This is a genomic window from Microcoleus sp. bin48.metabat.b7b8b9.023 (genome assembly GCF_013299185.1).
GTDB lineage: Bacteria > Cyanobacteriota > Cyanobacteriia > Cyanobacteriales > Microcoleaceae > Microcoleus.
This window is the reverse complement of record NZ_JAAFKG010000094.1, coordinates 1-16,795: the sequence shown is the minus strand read 5'-3', so window position 1 is coordinate 16,795 and position 16,795 is coordinate 1. Positions and strand designations below refer to the sequence as shown.

Sequence of the window (16,795 nt, the reverse complement as noted above, 5' to 3'; positions counted from 1 at the left end):
TTTTTTGAACCTATACACCGCACGGGTTTCGGCTGTTCCTTGATGCTCGCATTTCCGATCGCCCAATCTGCTTTAACCCCACAACCTGCTTTTTTACCCCCTATGTCCGTTTTTGACAGCACTCTGTAGAATACTTCAGAGGTGAATATAATCGGATTTAGTCAGAGCTACTAAGACTTTGGTTACGGTGTCAGCCCGATCGCACCCTGTTCACCACAGCACTAGGCGATCGGTCAATCTGATTCATATATATATGATGAGTAGTGCCGGCATTCGCTGCACTTGACTCAGGGAAATTGGGGTATGCGATCGATCCGATCGCCCACCTGCAAGTCCTAGCCCCACACAAATCCATCGCCCGCAACTACAATCTCCTTAATTACAGCCACCCCCAAACATTTTCAGTTAGCCCATTTATCAGGCTTTGAGACTCGATCGCGAGTTTGTCTCCTCAACATCTACGTCTAAAAAGTGCAAGTGAGTCTCCGACTCAGTATTGGCAGCAATCACCAAACCTGTGCTACCCCAAGGGGCGATCGCCCGAGGTGAGGCTGGGCCACTAAAATTGCCTACTTGAATCCCTTGACTGCTTAACACTGCTACCTGCCCCCCAACATCTGCCAACACCCATCCCCAATTAGTCACACAAGCAGACACGGGAAAACTTTCAAGAGGAATTCGCGCTAGCTTGAGCGGCCACAATTTCATCGACAACACAGCGGCTTTACCACCTTGGGGAATTCCGAGCAAGGTATAAGGCTCAGGTGTCAGCAGCATCTGTCCGACGCTGGCAGACAACTTTACAGAACCCACTGATGTGCCGCGGCGAGTGTAAACTCTAAAAATAGTTTGGGGATTTTTTGGTTCGTTGTCTGGCCAAACGGCTAAAACGTGTCGTCGATCCAAAAACGTTAATTCTGGTAAATAGTGTTCCGGTAAAGGCACAGTAGTGATCGACTTTAGGGCTTTTTCTCGATCGCCCGCGGTGCTATTGTCAGCTAAAGCATAAAAACGCAGTTCGCCGGGAACAGCTACTGTCAACCAGCGACCGTGAGAATCAACAGCAGCTTTAAAAGCATCTGCACCTTGCCTTACACCCATATCGAGTAGGCACTGAGGCTCCACAGAACCCTCGTTGAGCCAGTAAAGTTTTTGCTGAGTGAGAACGCAGCAGCCGTGGGAAGCAGGTAAAATGCCACGCACAATTTCCGGCATTAATATAGAAGTCGGCATTTCTTCTGTTGTAACTGCGTGTTGTCCCGGCTGACACCAAACCTTTACCTCTTTACCTACAGAAGCGTAGAGATACTTTTCCGTGGCAATTAAAGCAGTCAGCGGTGCAGGAAGTATTAGCGGTTTTGGCTGCAAAACCGAATAACGAACAGTCCGAAGTAAATTAATAGCCGGCTGTGATGATTTTTCCTCTTCGGATTCCAGCGCAGAATCAGTGTCCGACTTCAGGTTTTTAGCGCTGTTGGTTGTGGGGTTTTCCCAAGGAACAATGCAGTCGCCCAATTGCCGGACAGCGGGGTCGTACACGATCAGTCGCAGAGCTTGAGCCATTTGGGAAGCACTGGCAAAACGGCGGGCCGGCAGCTTTTCCAAAGATTTTTTGACTATTGCTTGCAACGGTTCGGGGATGGCGTCGGGAAGTTGCAAGCGTTGATTCAGGTGCGCCCACCTCAAGTCTCCGGGGGCTCCGCCGAAAGGGCGGTAGCCCATGAGCAACTCAAACAGCAAAATTCCCACTGCATATATATCTGACATGGGGGAATAAAGACCGTAAAACCGCTCTGGGGCCATGTAGGCTGGGGAACCTACGGTAGCGTCGGGAGAAATTTCTTGGTGGAGGCGAGTTGTACCGATTTCTGGAAGTCGGCGGGCGATACCAAAGTCAGACAGCCTCGGCGACCAACCTTTGGAGCCTAGAGTGAGGAGGATATTTTCAGGTTTGATGTCGCAATGAACTACGCCTCGGCGGTGGGCGTAGTCTAAGCCTGCTAAAAGTTCCATGACTAGCTGTAAACCTTCGAGCAACCGCAAGGGACGGTCTTGTTTGAGCAGGTTGCGGAGAGTTCCTCCCTCACAGTAGTCCATAACCAAGTACCTGCCTGTGGCTGTGTGTTCGAGAGCTCGGCAGGTGACAATGTTGGGGTGTTGCAAGGTGATCAGAAACCACAGCTCTCTTAAAAATTCGCTAGTTGGGGCTTTTTGATGGCTGAGTTCTTTGAGAGCAACCAGTTGGCTGGTGAGGCGGGAGTCCTTGGCGGGAGTTTCTCGAACGCTGGCACAAAAAACTCGACCAAATTGCCCTTGTCCGACTAGCCCTAAAATACGGTACTTAGAATGTTGCATCGGTCTAATTATAGAAAAAGCTTGAGCTAGTATTAAAATATGTAAAGAATGCTGACAAAAATTCAATTTTTTGAATCGATCGCCAGGTACTGCTATGTTATCTCAGGTTCATTCTCAGCCTCCTAGGAGCGATCGCACGGTCGCACCTACCAAAATCCTTGAGTTTCGCAGTCAGTATCAATCTTGCCGGATTCGGGTACCGGATCTGGAACTGCCTGTGGCTGCTATTTTAGTTGATTGTGAGTATTACAGTTTTTTCAAAGCTGTCCAAGAACCATCGAAGGTTTTAGCCATCGTGGCTAAGTTGGCGAATCGGGGTGACTCAACAGCGATTACGAAAACAGCTAGCGGTTATGCAATCTGGGTTAGAGAGCCAGAAGTTGAGGCTGTCGTCAAGCCATCTTAGCTTTTTTGAGTGTTAGCCAAATTTTTTTGGCTTTGAATATGTCGATCGCACTTGCTTGCATACTGAACTTGACAGGATGAAAAATCAATATGGTTAAAATTATTAGGCTAGATCCAATTGCCGAGGAAATGGCAGTGGAAACCCGATCGAATATCCTGGCTGCCTTACTTTCCAAAGACTTAGACGTTCTTAAGGAATGCGGCGGGCGAGGAATGTGCGCTACCTGCCACGTTTACATTAAAGAGGGCATGGAAGGTTTGTCTGACATGAACCGTCGCGAGAGGAGGACGCTGGAGGTCATTACTACAGCTAAAGCCAATTCGCGACTTGCTTGTCAAGCTCAAATTATGGGTGAGGGTGTCGTTGTACAGATACCTGCGGGGATGTACATTAATGCTATTGAAAATGTGGAAGCTCTGATCGGTCGCCGAGCTCAGCAAGATTTGTTACACCCAATTACGGGTCAAGTAGTTGTAGAATCGGGAAAGTTAATTACTCGTTCGATCGTTACACAGCTTAATGAAACCCGCTTCCAAGTAGGACAATATTTAGTTCGTACTAAAGAAGCTTAAAACTGATATGTTTGTATTTTAGTAGTTGAGAAAAATCTATGTTGAGCCAACTTGCACGTTTGAGCACGGAAGCAGACGGACGCTACGCCACCGCTGAAGAACTCCAATTTTTGAAAGACTACTTTCAGTCTTTAAATCACCGGATGAGCGCTTATAAAAAACTTCAAGCCTCTGAAAAAGAAATTATTCGGCAGGTGGAAGCACAAATGCAATCTATCGACCCTAGTTTATATCGCCGCGGTTCTCAAGATCTGACTGAAAAGTGCCGTGGAGATGGTGTGCGGGTATTGAGGCATTCGGCGGCAGCACTGTTGATTAATGATACTGAACGGTTGCGCGATCGGCTGCTGCTTTGGTTGCAAAGTATTTTAGGCGCTGTTCACAGTCGTAATAGTTCGACCGTGACCTACGATGTCATGAAAAAGGTAATAAAACAATATCTCACTGCTGAAGAAATCAGCTTATTTTTTCCGATTCTCGACATCAACCGCACTATAGTCGGTAAATAATCAAGGGAAAGTCATATCATTTTCGAGCGGGAATGACTGATTGCATAAATGCTTGGAGCAAGGGGCAAGGGTTGTATTGTTTTAGCGGACTGGTATCGCATTAACCGTGATAGATTTTGCCGTTAGGAAGAATAGCTCCAAGCAAGTTCACTCCCCCCAAATCCGCCTCACTGAGAATGGCTCCGCGGAGGTTTGCTCCTGTCAAGTCAGCTTTCCGCAAATTGGCTTTACTGAGGTTAGCTTTGCTCAAGTCAATTTCACGCAGGCAAGAATTAGAAAGGTTGGCATTGATCAGGTATGCCCCGCTCAAGTTAGCTTTGGTGAGATTGGCTCCACTCAAGTTAGCTTCCATCAAATAAGCACCGCTGAAATTGGCTTCGTTCAACAAGGCCTCTGCCATATTAATTCCGGTTAAAAGTTTGCGGCTCAAGTCTACACCCCCCAAATCAGCCCCGCTGAGGTTGATACCGCTTAAGTGGCAGCCACTCAAAGTAATCTTTCTGAGGTAGGTTTTGCTCAGATCTGCTTTGCACAAATTTGCTCTGTCCAAGCAAGCTTCGCTGAGATCTGATTCGCTCAAACACGCGCTGTTTAAATAAGCTTGAGTGAGGTTAGTTCGCCTGAGGTTAGCTTTGCTGAGGTTGGCTTTGCTGAGTTCGGCACGGGTTAAGTTGGCTCCGGCTAGGTTGGCTTTGGACAATTCGGCTCCGGTGAGCTGTGCGTCGCTCAAGTCTGCCTCTTTGAGACTTGCTAGAGTCAAGTCTGCATCTTTCAAGTTTGCGCCGTTGAGATTGGCTTTAATCAGATAGGCTTTACTGAGATTTGCTTCGCTCAGAACGGCTTTGGTGAGGTTTGCCGCGCTCATATCTGCACCTATGAGATTTGCCTTGGGGAGAATTGCTCCTGTCAGGTTTGCCCAATTCAGGTGAGCTCCGGCTAGGTTGGCGTTGGTGAGATTGGCATCGGTGAGATTGGCTCCGCTGAGACTTGCTGCCATGAGGTTGGCGCCGGTCAGATTGGCTCCGCTGAGGTCGGCTTTGCTGAGGTTGGCCCGGCTCAAATGGGCTTTGGTGAGGTCGGCTTGACTGAGGTTAGCACCAATTAAGTATGGTCTGTGCTGGTGTTCGTTAAGATTGTCCAAACGTAGAGTTGGGGCATCGCTGGAACGGTATAAATCGATCGGACTCAACACAATGCCGCGCAAGTTGGCCTGTCTAAAATCTCTTTCGCCGGCTGCATATCGATTTAGAAGTTCATTGGCGTCCATTAAGTTTGAGAAAAAAGTTTGAGGTTGTGATTGCTTTTAAATTTTATGAGTTTCTAACAATACTGACAGTTTTTTGAACTGTTACATAACATTTTTTTGGCGTTAATTTCAAAAATTGTGATTTTTTATCTCTCTAGGCTGCACCCTTGATGTTAAAAAGCAAATATCGAGTTCCAGCAGTTGCCTCGATAGAGCTTTGATTGTTAAAATTAGCCAAAATTATGTCCGGAGTATTGTTCTAACGTAAGTCATGAATTGTCTAGGTGCGAGTTATAGTCCAATAAGTAACTGACACAATTAATTACACAAAAAATGCTTAGGAATTACTACTTGGGAAGCTTGGCGAGCATCGCAGTGTAATTAATGCAGTAATTAATCTTCTTTAACTACTTAAGATTGGGTTAAAAAGATAATTTTTATGCCCGCACCTGTTGTTACTTGAGAACCCAAGAAAGTCTTGGTGATTGCTTTCATAACCTATCGCTACCGATGGGAGCGGGGACAGCAATGAAACGCTTAGCTAACCCAAGCTTATTGAGATACAGTCAATTTTTTTAAATAGCTAAAACCATTTTTTAAACTCTGTAGATTTTTGATAATTTAACTATCTGTAATGTTCGATCGTCGAGTGGATAAAATAGCCACCCAATAACCTAGCTAATAGCTATTGACAATAAACTAATAGCTGTCACACAAGTCAGTTTTTTTGGCAAAGCTGACCGATAATAGCTTCGTGAGCTTGTCCTTCTTCGACCATAGAATCTGCTGGCTGGAGGCGATCGCGCAGTCCTAAAATAAAGCGGTTGCAGTCCGAACCCAAGGATTCGCAGGAGGTTTGCAGGCAGTGGAGTTCCCGACCTGTAAGCTGACTAAAGAAGGAACTTAAGATGCCTGCTTCTAAAAAACAGGCCGGCCGCTTCGACTTGAGAGCTGTTTTAGCAAAAAGAGAATTACCAATCTTTACTATTAAAAATCCCTGTTCGGAATAGCTGGGGTCAAATTCAAAATTTCCCCATCCGTGAGTTTTCCAGCACTGTTGCAAGGACTGAAGAAATTCTACCATTTCCATTTCGGAAACTGGCTGGCCGTAGTATTCGCTGACTTCTTCGCAAAAACGCACGTAGAAGTTTTTCCCCCACCAACGACCGCAGTTGAAAAGCACGAGGCGGGAGGCTTGGCCTGTTTCTTGTTCTAAGCCGATATGAATGGCTTGAATCAGTGTTTCTGGGAGGGCTATGAGCCGATCGCCCCGGCGGTTTTCTAGCAGGCCTAGTTCGAGGTCGCCTCGGACGTAGGCATCGCTAGCAAAGTAGTTTCCAGGGAGGCGGGGCTGTTTGAGCAATTCGGCAATATTAATCATCGGTAATCGGCAATGGGGACGTGGAAGGAAGAAGGAAGACGGAGGACGGAAGAGGTGAATTATTATGGATGTAGGAAATTTGGATTTGGCAATTGATTGTTTGTAAAAAAGGAGTTATGAGGGTTAAGTTTAAAATTAAATTTATTACTTATAACTCATAATTTATGGTTCCTGAATTACATTTTTTAAAGTATTACCTGTTGCCTATTCTTTATTGCCTTGGTCAACAATCATTGATTTTGCTTGGTCAAAGAATGGTTGCAATAATGCTCTTGCTTGCTCGGAAAGCAGTTCTTTTAAACGAGTTTGCAACATATTGCAAACAGTTGCTTCGATTTTTTGAGTTTGGTGGGCTTCGACTATACCGGAAACCCAGTCGAGAAGTCGCTGTTCGAGAAAATCTCGATCGTTCAGCAGCATGGCCATGGCGCAGTACCGCAAGACTAAAATCCAGTGTTTGAGCGATCGTTCTAAGTTTTCTTCTTTTTCGTCGGGGAATTTTTCTTGTAGCTTGTTGGCTATTGGTTGGAAGATGCTTGCTTCCTTCTCTCGCAAAAATTCGTAAATTTTTAAGCGCTGGGCGAGGATTGCAGCTTGACGCTTAAAAGTTATGAGTTCTTCGCCTTTTAGAAAGCGGGTTTCTGCCTGATCCAGCAGGGCCTCAATCTCAGGGTGCATGATTTTAATTAATTGGTAATCGGTAATTGATAAAAGGAAGTCAGTTGACAGTTGACAGTTGACAGTTGACAGTTGACAGTTGGTAATAATTTTCGTAATTACCACCAATAACAAATAACAACTAATCAATATTAACTATTGGCGATTTTCAATTCCCCACGCAGATTAAAAGAGGTCGAATAGATCGTCAATGGTGACTTCGGCAGGTTCAGAAATAGAAATTGCTGGCAAGGGTGGCGGTAGGGGTAGGGCGCCTACTTCGGGAATTCCTTCCCAAGAAATAGCTTGAAAAAAGTCTGCTACCGATCGCGTTAAACTCAGCGTTTGACCAGAAGTCGAGCCATTTTGGGTTTCTAAAGGTTGTCCCAGCCAATTATAGTGACCAAAGAAGTCTTGGACAGACTTACCCAACCATGAAGTTTGACTTTTCATCTTTCTTCCTGCCTGGAGAGACCCACCATCGGTCGCTATTGGCGATCGCGAGATTGGTGGGAGGAAAGGCAGGGCAGAGGATGTGCCTTTCCAGGTTGTTTACCGCAATATTTCACCGTGTTGCAGTCGATTTTGAATATCGCGGGCGTTGGCACCTTCGTTGAGCCAGAATGCTGCTGCATCAATTTTGTCTGGGTTGCCGAGGAGGAATTTACAATAGGTTTCTCCCATTGAGTAACATTGAAGTTCTATGCAACTAAGAGGCTTTTTGACTAGAGCTCCGAAGAAACCGGCGAACAAACCGGCGTATAGGTGACAAACTGGTTTGCCTACGTCGCCCAAAGTTCGAGCAACTGCTGAGTCAAAGAGGTTGATGAAGATGCAGCCATGTTTGCGATCGCTCATGTCAACTTCCCAGCGACCCCAACCTTGAGCAGTGAAAGGCCACCACCAAGTTTCTAGCAGGAACATCAGATTCGACTGGCGAATGTTCTGGCTGAATTCGGCGCTAAACCATTTTTGAAAAAATTCGGAATCTTGCAGCCCCCACTGGCAACCAATAGTATACATGATGACAGAGGACGCCGGGCCTACTTCTTCTTCGAGTCCCTCCACTAAACCGATGATGAAGTCTTCGCTGGTAAAAATGTTGCGGGACTTATTCCAGTCGTTAATTGTACCAAACTCGCGATCGAAGGCAAAAAAATCCTGAAACCTATAATGGTTGTGAGTTTTAGGATGCTTTTGCTTCAATAGCGATTCCTTGTGGGTGGATATTTCTTTTGGGGCGGTAGAGACCATTGGCGCGTTACTCCTGTTTGGTGTAGTTTGCTGAAAATTAGTTCACATAGAACAAATAAACTGACCTGTGTATTCACTGTAACAACGTTTTTAAGACTTTAAAGACCCACGGGTAGATTACTCCCGTGGGTCTTTTGATTGGATTTTGGATTTTAGATTTTGGCGATGATGCCACACAACTCCTTAAAGAGTTCGCGGATGCAGCGAGCTATCACCCGCTGGCGAGCTAGCTTAATTGGAGTGCCGCCCTTTTTTCTCCTTTTGAGGTTTTCGGCTGGGGACATTTCCTCGGCGTCAGGGCCCTGACCGTAAGTAAATTTCAGCGGTGGATTATTGCGGCTAACTTCCAGCCGCGTGAAGCACCATTGCCAAAGGGCTTTTCTACACAGCGCGCTGCCGGATTGTTTCCCTTTCTTTTTCTGGCCGCTGTCATCGCGAATCACGCCCATGCCGACCGCTCTCATGAAGCGGCGCTCTGATAATTTGAGTTTGCACTCTTTGCCGGTTTGGCGATTCTTGCGGAGTTTTACTTCCGGCCGACCGTCTTTCAAGAAATCCTCGATCGGGTAAATCGCACCGAGCAAGTACCCTTGCAGTTGATACCCGAAACCGAATTTTGTAAAAATCCGCCGATATTCCCGAAACTGCGGATGCTCGATTAGTTGAACCAACTGTTTTTTGAGCTTGAAAATTTCCTCTTCGATTTCACAGTATTGGCTGGCGGCCCACTGAGTTTGAGCTTCGATTCCAGCGCCAACGGTTGCGTCCAAAATGCGATCGTACTTTTGCGACTTTCGCCGTCCTGCCAGCCATCCCCACATCAGGGGCGGTAATTCTTCTTGCGATTTTGCCGATCGCACTTGGGCAATCTCTGGGCATTGCCACGCTAGCTCCTGCCTCATTCTGTTGATGATAGGGGATTGCACTCGATTCAAATGTTCTATCCGCAAGCAAATTTGCTTAACTTGGCTCACCAGGGAATCCCGAATTTTGAGGTAGCTTGATTCCGGTTTGTCGAAATACCAGCAAGCAATAGCAAAGGCATCAATGTCATCAGTTTTTGCGCCGCTTTTGCCTTCTTTCCCCATCAATTCTGCCCTGTAGTTGGGCAGTTTGCTGTTGGAAATCATTCTTACTTCGATTCCCCAGTCGGCAAGTTTATTCATCCAGAGCTTTGCGTAATTAATTCCGGTTGGCTCGCAGATTGCAATTATTTTGTCGGCGCTGAAGCTCTCGATTTTTTTCCTTAAATTATTTAAATTTTCAAGGTTCGAGCGATACTCCTTGATGTCGGCGTCAAAGTAGTCGTCGCGGGGGTTGCTGGGTTTTTCCAGCATAAAACACGCGGCAATTGATGACCGAGAAACGTCAATGCCTACGATTAAATATTTCATGTAGTTGGGGAGAATAAAAGTACAAGGACAAGAAGAGCCTACGAATCTCCCAAAAGCAACTGAATGCTTACTTCACTGATTAAGGCTCGTTTATTTTGTCCGGTTTGATTGCGGGCTGGCGCCTACGAATACAAGATAGCAATTAAGCTAATTTCAATTTTAAGGCGCCACTCATCTTGCGACTCGTCCCGCGACTCCCCCTTTATAAGGGGGAGTTTCGGCCGCTGAGTCAATGCGACACTCATCAGGCGGCGGTTATTTTGATCGTGTTAGTTGCGACTAGCGCAACGTAGGCGTACACGTGCGTGATATTGAGAGAAATTGTCGGAAAAAATGTTGCAGTTCCAAAAGTTTCTAAAATTCGATTGGCCGCGTTAATGTACGGGCTTAAGCATCGGTCGGGTGGCTGTTTTTGTAGCAGCCCCCGAGATTTGGCTTCTTTGATGATGAGGAAAACCTTGTGTGATTTGGCTTCGCTAAAATTATCAAATCGCTCTTTTGCGAGTTTCACACAAGCAGTAGTATGCTTGTTTTTGGTTTGTGCATTCATGATATGATTGCGGGTAGATTGGTCAGGATAGCTTGGATGCCAAGCGGTTAAAGTGTAATTTAGCCGCTTGTTTTTGTGATTAAATGTTGGGCTGAATGGCGTTTTCAGTTGCTTCTGATTCTCCTGGTGAGGGTTTCCCCACCCGCCGCTCAAACAAGAAGTTATTGTCTTTTGCCTTCTGGACTTTTGAAAGTAAATCGTCGATAAAATTTTCCACCTCGTCGTCTGCTACTGGTTTGTGGTGAGCCAAGACTTCATGTGCTATGTGTTTTGCTAAGGTTTCAGGATCTATGCCAAAAACGTCAGACAGCATACTTAGCAGGAGTGAATTAGTAAACGAGCACGAATAAATAATCCGTTTTTCATCTAAAGATAAGTCTTTGAAACTTGCTGCGGGTTGAGGGCTGTTGTCGGGAATGATGCGGATTGAATTTAGATTCAGTTTGCAACTGTCTAGCGCATTGTCTAGTATTTCCGATAGCTGCTCTAGAGCGCGGTAATTTCCTTGGCTCATGAGAATTAAATCGGCAATTTGCACGTCTAACCCCACAATTTTGGCTTGAATTGCAGGAGGAACTGAGGGCAAATCTGAATGCCTGTAAGTGAAAGTATTGTGCATGATTTTAAAGGACTAGAGATTAGGATGAGTCCGACACTTTGTCGGATCTATTTTTGCCAGCGATGGCTTTTTGATAGCTTTTCGATGGCACTCTGATAGCAAATCCTCTCTTTTTAGATTTAGATTTAATGTAGGCTTCCGCCCGATCGCAAATCTCTTCTTGTTCAGGCGTCAGTTCCGTTCCCTCAGGGGGTTCTTCGTCCGGCGACTCAGCGCCACTTATCAGCATTTCGAGGTATTTAGAAACGGTCATTCCTGCTGCTGCTGCTTTCTGTTGCAGCAATTGGTAGGCTTGTCCGCCGATGCGGACTTGCTTGGCTCTGTCCTCTGGGTTTTCGTCGAGTGCTTCGCTAATCTTGGCCGCTGTGATGAGTTCTGGGGGGAAACCATCGACAACGGTTTGCCACTTGTCTTGCAGTTGGGAATCGCCGTACTCGTCAGTTTTTGCAAACTTCAGAAGTGGGAGCGCTTGAGCTACGGAAGTAGGGAGAATCTTGAATTTGGATTTAATAAGCTCCAAGCAAATCTTGGCCGCTTGAATGATTTTCTTGCAGTAAAAGTGCGATCGCCCTAACGCGAGATTGCAGTATTCGGCAAAGTCCTTGTACTGCTGTTTGTACAGCCGGTACCGACACACGGCGTCCAGCATCACGCCTTGTCGCACGTAGTCTAGGAAAGAGCGTTTGATGCGCTGTGTGAGCAGAGCAATATCGTTATGTGGCACTTCGCGGGAAATCTCGGATTCAAAGTCGAGAAGAGGCTGAAATTCACTTTCTGGGGGTTCCCAGTAAATGTCGTTAAAGTCGGCGGTTGTTTCCATGATTAAAACTCGTGAGGATGGTCGTCTGAGTCGGCTGGGTCAAAAGGGATGGGGTCAACTTCCGCCTCCACCTCGACAGATTCTTCTGCCTCGCCCGCAGATTCCAGAGCGTGACTGTTGATGTCTAGAGAGTAAGTCGCTGGATTAATTCCTAGCCGCCTCAGGAATTTTTCCAGTCTTTGCATCTGAGCTCTGGCAGTTTTTATTTTGTCGTTTAGCATTCTCAAAGTTGATTCGCGCCTGTCGATTTCGTTGCCTAACTTTTGCAAGTTAACGACAATCTGATTCTCGGCATTAGTTTGGGTCAGTAACTCGTCAATCTGGGCTTTTAGTGCTGCGTATCCATCCGAGAGGCTGTCTACTTCGGCACTGATTTGTACCTCCCCTTGCTTATCGAGTTGCCCCCAAGAATTAGCTTTGTATGTCGGAATGGAAATTTTAATGTTGACCATTGGCTGTTAGTTGTTAGTAGTAGAGGAAGCGATCGCCCTCGCTCAAGAAACGATCGCACAAGAATGTAAGCATGATGGAAATATGGGTAGACAACCATAGTTAGAAGCTGGCATCACCTCCTGGGGGCGATCGCCCGCTCGAAAGTATTGCGCTGCGGGCGAACTTTTTGATGCGGTTTGCGCGATCGCCCGCAACGACACCCATGGGCGGAAAACTGGGAGGCTTTGGGTTGGGCAAGCGGGCGAAACTTCCCGCGTTGGGCGGCTCGTCTTTGTCGTTTTGCCGATCGCCCGCAGCGCCAAAAACAGGAATAAGGAATTCGCAAGTGCTGGAACTTTCGATTGTTTCGATTGCCGGTGAAAGTTCCAGCACTTTCATGGATGAAGCTTCCGGTGGCAAAATTTCGGCTGTTGGCTCGTACCAGTCCTCTGGACACGGTGTCCACTCGCACATCGAATCCATAGATACAGCAGGCGGTTCAAGGTTTTCGGCATCCCAGTGACGGGGGGCTGCGCTAAAGCCATCGAGGGATTCAATATCATCTGGGTTGCGATCAATCCAAGCGTCATAAGCAGCCCAAAATTCAAATTCTGTCGAATAGTCGTCGAAGTCTGGCGGCTCATCCACTGATTCCACCTCGAAATCAAGCAGGCTTAGTTGCCCGTCGTCGTTGACCTGATAGTGAACGTTCTCGGATTTGGGCGGGGAATATAGAGCTAGGAATCTCGAAGAAAAAGTGACACCGGGGGAATTTTCGATCAGCTCCTGGTGTTGAATTTCGATCGGCTCCAAAATGACTGCGGAGGACTTGAACAACTCCAGCAATTCGTGGGCTGTTGAAGTTTTGCGATCGACACCGGGGGGATTTTTGACCGCAGGAGCGATCGCACTTTGGCTCAATATTGGCTCATTCTCCAGCCTGCCTCTGTCCCCGGTGCCTCGGTTCGGAGGGCGATCGTCGGTGAAACTTGCTACATATGCGTCAATCTCGGCAGCGTGAGTCTGCTGGAACTCCTCAGCGTCGAATTGTTCAACCGCTGGGGCGATCGGCTGAGCGGCCCGTCTGGGATAAACGATGCGGCCGAATTTAGATTCGGTTAGCTCCTGGCGTTGAACTTCGATCGCCTCGGCAACCGGTTCGACTTCGACACCGGGGGAAGCTTCCAGCAGTTCCAGCAGTTCCAGCAGCGGGGGCTTAACTCCGGCAATGGCGTCAATCCAGTTTTGGCGGCAACGTCTGTCGCCTGCTGGAAGAATGTCAAGCTGGTAGCCGATTTCCTTCAATTTCTTAAAAGTCTTTTCCCGTAACTGTTCTAGGGTGTACATAGGTTCACGGTTAGTGGGGGAAAGGGCGGGTCAAGCAGTCCCGCCCGGTTCTTGCAGGGTATGTTCTGCCTTCGCACGTGCAGAATATGATATTATGATTGCACGTGCTAAAAAATATATGTCAATAGTAGCACGTGCAATAATTGAGGGGAGTCTTAATATGGCTAGAAACTATGGGAAATCAGGGAAAGAAAACAGTAAACGCAACGGTTCGACTAGACCCGGAGGACTGGGACGCGCTGGAGGACAAGGCGAAAGCGATGGGGATGGAATCGAGAACGGAATTGATCCGGGCGATATCCCGGGGTTACATAGAGACTCGAAAAGCCCTATCACCACAGGAAAAGCAGGCTTTGGGAAAATGCTAAGCCAGTTGAGAGAATTGCAGCGCTCTCACCTGGCTTATGTCGAGTCTCATGAAGAAAGACTTCAGATGAGGCTAAAAGCAGCGCAAGAACATCACCAGAGTGTGACGGAACAAATGAAAATCCTTGAGCAGGAGATACTCAACCTTTTGGGGGAGACCGTCTCCTGATAGTAAAACCAGCATCCCTCGGGGGGCGCTGGTTTTGCGCTACTAATGACCAACAACTAATAACTGATAACTAATAACTGATAACCAAAGAGCGATCGCACTTATGAACAAAAAGGAACTCGTAGAAGCTGTTGCTGACAAAACCGAAGTAAGCCAGAAAACAACTAGCGTCACGCTGAACGCTGTGCTCGAAACAATAATAGAAGCCCTTGCCAGTGGCGACAAAGTAACCCTAGTAGGATTTGGCACTTTCGAGAGCCGCGATCGTAAAGCCCGTCAAGGCCGCAACCCCAAAACAGGCGAACCTATACAAATTGCTGCTGGTGTAGCTCCGGTCTTCACCGCTGGAAAGAACTTTCGGGAGGCAGTAAGGAATGAGTAAGCCAAGTCTCAAACAATATTCTGCCGAACTCGCCGAACTGGAAAATGCACCGGCCTGTGAGATTCAAATCCTCCCATTGCAGGCGATCGCCATCGTGAGCCACATTCAACTAGCTATTAGGCATCCATCTCTAGCAGACAACTCGGCACTGACGAAAATAGCGAGGGATGTAGCGATCGAGCTTCAGTCATTATTCAATTCCGAGTCGGCTACGTACAAAGTGCTCGAACTCGGATGGCACGAACAGCACGACATATTAGTTGAAGGTACAGATTTCAATGATTGACAGAGAAGAAGCAAAAGCCTTGCTAGGCGGCCCACAGCGAAAGCTCCCAGACAATCCCCAAACCCCTGAAGAGATACTTGAGGCAATGAAAGCGGCTAACGCCAATTACTACCGCGAGGCGATCGCCACCAGCTGCCACACATTTATCGAATTCACCGGGCTGATTGGCGAGTACATCAAAATCTGCGAGAGAAATTTGAAGCGGGGAATTGACTTTACTCAGGCCAACGTTCACACCGACGGCCCTAGATTGCGGATAGAGGACTGGGAATGCGACTACATCAACGAGAAACTTCGGTGCATATTTCCAAGCCTCAGAATGGTGAGACTAGACGATTCCGAAGAGGTTGCTACAGATAAATAGGCTTCCATACAAGCATCATTTATCTGTAGCACAGCAAACTGGCGACACCTGCCAGGCCCGAAATTTAGCATCCTGGGCGAAAGCCGCAGCTAGCCGATCGGGAAAGCCATTGATACCCGCAGGACTCTAGCCGTTGGTGTAGCGGAAGTGGCATGAAAGTTCTTCCAGGGCGATCGAAGTGGCGTGACGGCGGGGAGAGACCTGCACCTAACTCAATTCAACAAGGACGTTAAACCCATGAACCCTGTAATTTTTCAACTGTTGCAGGCAATGCTTGAGACCCTCAAATCCCAGAGCAGCCGGTTGGCGGTGCTGGAGGAGGAAGAGTCCAGAGAATCCGCTGAGGAAGCTGCAACTATCCAGCAAGCTCAGTCACTCCTGGAGCAGTTAACCATGGGCAGCGTTCCAACAATGCCACTGGGTACCCCGACAATGATGCCTCCGGAATTCGCTAGCGACATCTAGGATTTTTTGAAAATTAGCCGATCGCTCTTTTGGGCGATCGGCTTGCACAAATTAGATTTTAGATTTTGGCTTTATATGAATACTCAACTTTCCTTATTCGAGAATTCTCCAGCGGTCGGAACGCTCTACAGGGTTGGCGATCTTTTGAAACTGAAGCGAAAGACACCTCACACCGCCGGCCTGAAAAAGGGAGATATTGTCAAAATCGAGGGCATTCATCCGCTGGACGGAAGCTGCAAATTTTGGAACGAGCTCACCGAATCTTGGGGGTATCTTTACCCGGGTGAGTTTGCATTGCTTCCGGCCAACAAGATTGATTCTGTAACAGTAGATGTCGAGCCTGTTGTTACAGAATCAAATCCCCCCACAATTGATTCTGTAACAGTAGATGTCGAGCCTGTTGTTACAGAATCAAATCCCCCCACAATTGATTCTGTAACAAAGTTCGCATCGTCCATCTCTACTTACCGCCCGCGGGGAACGGCCCGCAGCGGGGAATACTTTCGATTTAGCTACCGAGATGGTGGCAAAGTTCGCCACATTCACATCAAAGGCGGCAACACTGACTCGCCGATCGCGCAGGCGAAAGTGCAGGAAGTGCGATCGCTTTTGGCGGCGGGAGCATCACCGCTGGAAGTAGCTGCTACTCTATCGCCTGCTAAGGAATGAAAATTTAATAAATTAAGCAACATTTCTCTCTCAATTATTGCCCGAGAAGTCGGTTGGTCTGAAGATGCCGAACTTATTTAAATTTCATTCCTAACTAAATTTTAGAAATTGACTTTAGCTGGGATTCTAGTTTTTTTATTTGTGCCTGCTGTTCCTGGACGGCTTGCACTAAGCAAGCCACGATGCAACTGTAATCAATCCCGTATAATTCCCCGTCGGCGCCTGTGCCCGAAACGGCTTCGGGAATTATTTCCCTTACATCTTGGGCAAAAAAACCTATTTTGCTTACAAAGCTTTCCCCTAGTTCAAACTTTTTATCTTTCGACTTGAAACCGCAACATTCATGATGTTGGTATTTTTGGGGAGATAAGGAGAGGATTGCTGCCAGCCCTGGGCTTGGTGAAAAATTTTTCTTCAGCCTCTTATCCCACATTCCGCACCCCCAACTGGCACATAGGGGGATTGAGGGGGGAAAAGTGAATCATCCGAGACAAAAATGAGTAGAAATACTCAATTATCTCGGTGACTCAACATCACCCAGTAGTCCATTCT

Annotated in this window: 22 protein-coding genes; 9 read left to right on the top strand and 13 right to left on the bottom strand. The window is 47.2% G+C overall.

Annotation, left to right across the window (positions count from 1 at the left end):
* Nucleotides 1–417: 417 nt before the first annotated feature.
* The gene (locus QZW82_RS30915; RefSeq protein WP_293157801.1) at nucleotides 418–2,355 is read right to left on the bottom strand and encodes a serine/threonine-protein kinase; all 1,938 of its coding nucleotides are present in this window, start codon (nucleotides 2,353–2,355) and stop codon (nucleotides 418–420) included.
* Nucleotides 2,356–2,449: 94 nt separating this feature from the next.
* Between QZW82_RS30915 and QZW82_RS30910 the strand changes: the two genes are divergently transcribed.
* From QZW82_RS30910 to QZW82_RS30900, 3 genes are all read left to right on the top strand, one after another.
* Nucleotides 2,450–2,761, top strand: a complete 312-nt coding sequence (locus tag QZW82_RS30910; RefSeq protein WP_293157798.1) for a hypothetical protein — start codon at nucleotides 2,450–2,452, stop codon at nucleotides 2,759–2,761.
* Nucleotides 2,762–2,850: 89 nt separating this feature from the next.
* Complete coding sequence (locus tag QZW82_RS30905) at nucleotides 2,851–3,333, top strand: 2Fe-2S iron-sulfur cluster-binding protein (protein WP_293157795.1); 483 nt, start codon at nucleotides 2,851–2,853, stop codon at nucleotides 3,331–3,333.
* Between the two features lie 38 nt (nucleotides 3,334–3,371).
* Nucleotides 3,372–3,842: a phycobilisome protein gene (locus QZW82_RS30900; RefSeq protein ID WP_293157792.1), complete on the top strand. Its 471-nt coding sequence runs from the start codon at nucleotides 3,372–3,374 to the stop codon at nucleotides 3,840–3,842.
* Between the two features lie 100 nt (nucleotides 3,843–3,942).
* On the opposite strand, the gene QZW82_RS30895 is transcribed toward QZW82_RS30900, so the two are convergent.
* From QZW82_RS30895 to QZW82_RS30845, 11 genes are all read right to left on the bottom strand, one after another.
* Nucleotides 3,943–5,109, bottom strand: a complete 1,167-nt coding sequence (locus QZW82_RS30895) for a pentapeptide repeat-containing protein (protein WP_293157789.1) — start codon at nucleotides 5,107–5,109, stop codon at nucleotides 3,943–3,945.
* A gap of 697 nt (nucleotides 5,110–5,806) precedes the next feature.
* Complete coding sequence (locus QZW82_RS30890) at nucleotides 5,807–6,469, bottom strand: V4R domain-containing protein (protein WP_293157786.1); 663 nt, start codon at nucleotides 6,467–6,469, stop codon at nucleotides 5,807–5,809.
* Nucleotides 6,470–6,673: 204 nt separating this feature from the next.
* Nucleotides 6,674–7,276, bottom strand: coding sequence for a phycobilisome protein (locus QZW82_RS30885; RefSeq protein ID WP_293157783.1), 603 nt, complete (start codon nucleotides 7,274–7,276; stop codon nucleotides 6,674–6,676).
* 36 nt (nucleotides 7,277–7,312) lie between these two features.
* A complete protein-coding gene (locus QZW82_RS30880; RefSeq protein ID WP_293157780.1) occupies nucleotides 7,313–7,579 on the bottom strand; it encodes a hypothetical protein in 267 nt (88 codons plus the stop codon).
* A 99-nt stretch (nucleotides 7,580–7,678) separates the two neighbouring features.
* Complete coding sequence (locus QZW82_RS30875; protein ID WP_293157777.1) at nucleotides 7,679–8,380, bottom strand: V4R domain-containing protein; 702 nt, start codon at nucleotides 8,378–8,380, stop codon at nucleotides 7,679–7,681.
* A gap of 152 nt (nucleotides 8,381–8,532) precedes the next feature.
* On the bottom strand, nucleotides 8,533–9,774 hold the full coding sequence (locus QZW82_RS30870; protein ID WP_293157775.1) for a transposase: 1,242 nt from the start codon (nucleotides 9,772–9,774) through the stop codon (nucleotides 8,533–8,535).
* Between the two features lie 244 nt (nucleotides 9,775–10,018).
* The gene (locus tag QZW82_RS30865) at nucleotides 10,019–10,324 is read right to left on the bottom strand and encodes a hypothetical protein (protein WP_293151257.1); all 306 of its coding nucleotides are present in this window, start codon (nucleotides 10,322–10,324) and stop codon (nucleotides 10,019–10,021) included.
* Between the two features lie 79 nt (nucleotides 10,325–10,403).
* Nucleotides 10,404–10,943, bottom strand: a complete 540-nt coding sequence (locus tag QZW82_RS30860) for a hypothetical protein (RefSeq protein WP_293157772.1) — start codon at nucleotides 10,941–10,943, stop codon at nucleotides 10,404–10,406.
* A gap of 19 nt (nucleotides 10,944–10,962) precedes the next feature.
* Entirely contained in the window at nucleotides 10,963–11,763 is an 801-nt protein-coding gene (locus QZW82_RS30855; protein WP_293157769.1) for a hypothetical protein, read from the bottom strand.
* Nucleotides 11,764–11,765: 2 nt separating this feature from the next.
* Complete coding sequence (locus tag QZW82_RS30850; protein ID WP_293157766.1) at nucleotides 11,766–12,215, bottom strand: hypothetical protein; 450 nt, start codon at nucleotides 12,213–12,215, stop codon at nucleotides 11,766–11,768.
* A gap of 100 nt (nucleotides 12,216–12,315) precedes the next feature.
* Nucleotides 12,316–13,542: a hypothetical protein gene (locus QZW82_RS30845; protein WP_293157763.1), complete on the bottom strand. Its 1,227-nt coding sequence runs from the start codon at nucleotides 13,540–13,542 to the stop codon at nucleotides 12,316–12,318.
* A gap of 173 nt (nucleotides 13,543–13,715) precedes the next feature.
* On the opposite strand from QZW82_RS30845, the gene QZW82_RS32365 reads away from it, so the two are divergent.
* From QZW82_RS32365 to QZW82_RS30815, 6 genes are all read left to right on the top strand, one after another.
* Complete coding sequence (locus tag QZW82_RS32365) at nucleotides 13,716–13,910, top strand: ribbon-helix-helix protein, CopG family (protein ID WP_363318927.1); 195 nt, start codon at nucleotides 13,716–13,718, stop codon at nucleotides 13,908–13,910.
* 270 nt (nucleotides 13,911–14,180) lie between these two features.
* Nucleotides 14,181–14,459, top strand: coding sequence for an HU family DNA-binding protein (locus QZW82_RS30835; protein WP_293157757.1), 279 nt, complete (start codon nucleotides 14,181–14,183; stop codon nucleotides 14,457–14,459).
* On the top strand, nucleotides 14,452–14,745 hold the full coding sequence (locus QZW82_RS30830) for a hypothetical protein (RefSeq protein WP_293151239.1): 294 nt from the start codon (nucleotides 14,452–14,454) through the stop codon (nucleotides 14,743–14,745). Before QZW82_RS30835 ends, QZW82_RS30830 begins: the two co-directional genes overlap by 8 nt.
* Nucleotides 14,738–15,109 (top strand): hypothetical protein, encoded by a 372-nt coding sequence (locus tag QZW82_RS30825; RefSeq protein ID WP_293157754.1) that lies wholly within the window; start codon nucleotides 14,738–14,740, stop codon nucleotides 15,107–15,109. Before QZW82_RS30830 ends, QZW82_RS30825 begins: the two co-directional genes overlap by 8 nt.
* A 237-nt stretch (nucleotides 15,110–15,346) precedes the next feature.
* Nucleotides 15,347–15,574 (top strand): hypothetical protein, encoded by a 228-nt coding sequence (locus QZW82_RS30820; RefSeq protein WP_293157751.1) that lies wholly within the window; start codon nucleotides 15,347–15,349, stop codon nucleotides 15,572–15,574.
* 6 nt (nucleotides 15,575–15,580) lie between these two features.
* Nucleotides 15,581–16,243 carry a hypothetical protein gene (locus QZW82_RS30815; protein ID WP_293157748.1) on the top strand — a complete coding sequence of 221 codons (663 nt, stop codon included), beginning with the start codon at nucleotides 15,581–15,583 and terminating at the stop codon, nucleotides 16,241–16,243.
* 94 nt (nucleotides 16,244–16,337) lie between these two features.
* Here the strand turns inward: QZW82_RS30815 and QZW82_RS30810 are convergent, their stop codons facing one another.
* Nucleotides 16,338–16,676 carry a tail fiber domain-containing protein gene (locus tag QZW82_RS30810; protein ID WP_293157745.1) on the bottom strand — a complete coding sequence of 113 codons (339 nt, stop codon included), beginning with the start codon at nucleotides 16,674–16,676 and terminating at the stop codon, nucleotides 16,338–16,340.
* Nucleotides 16,677–16,795: the final 119 nt, after the last annotated feature.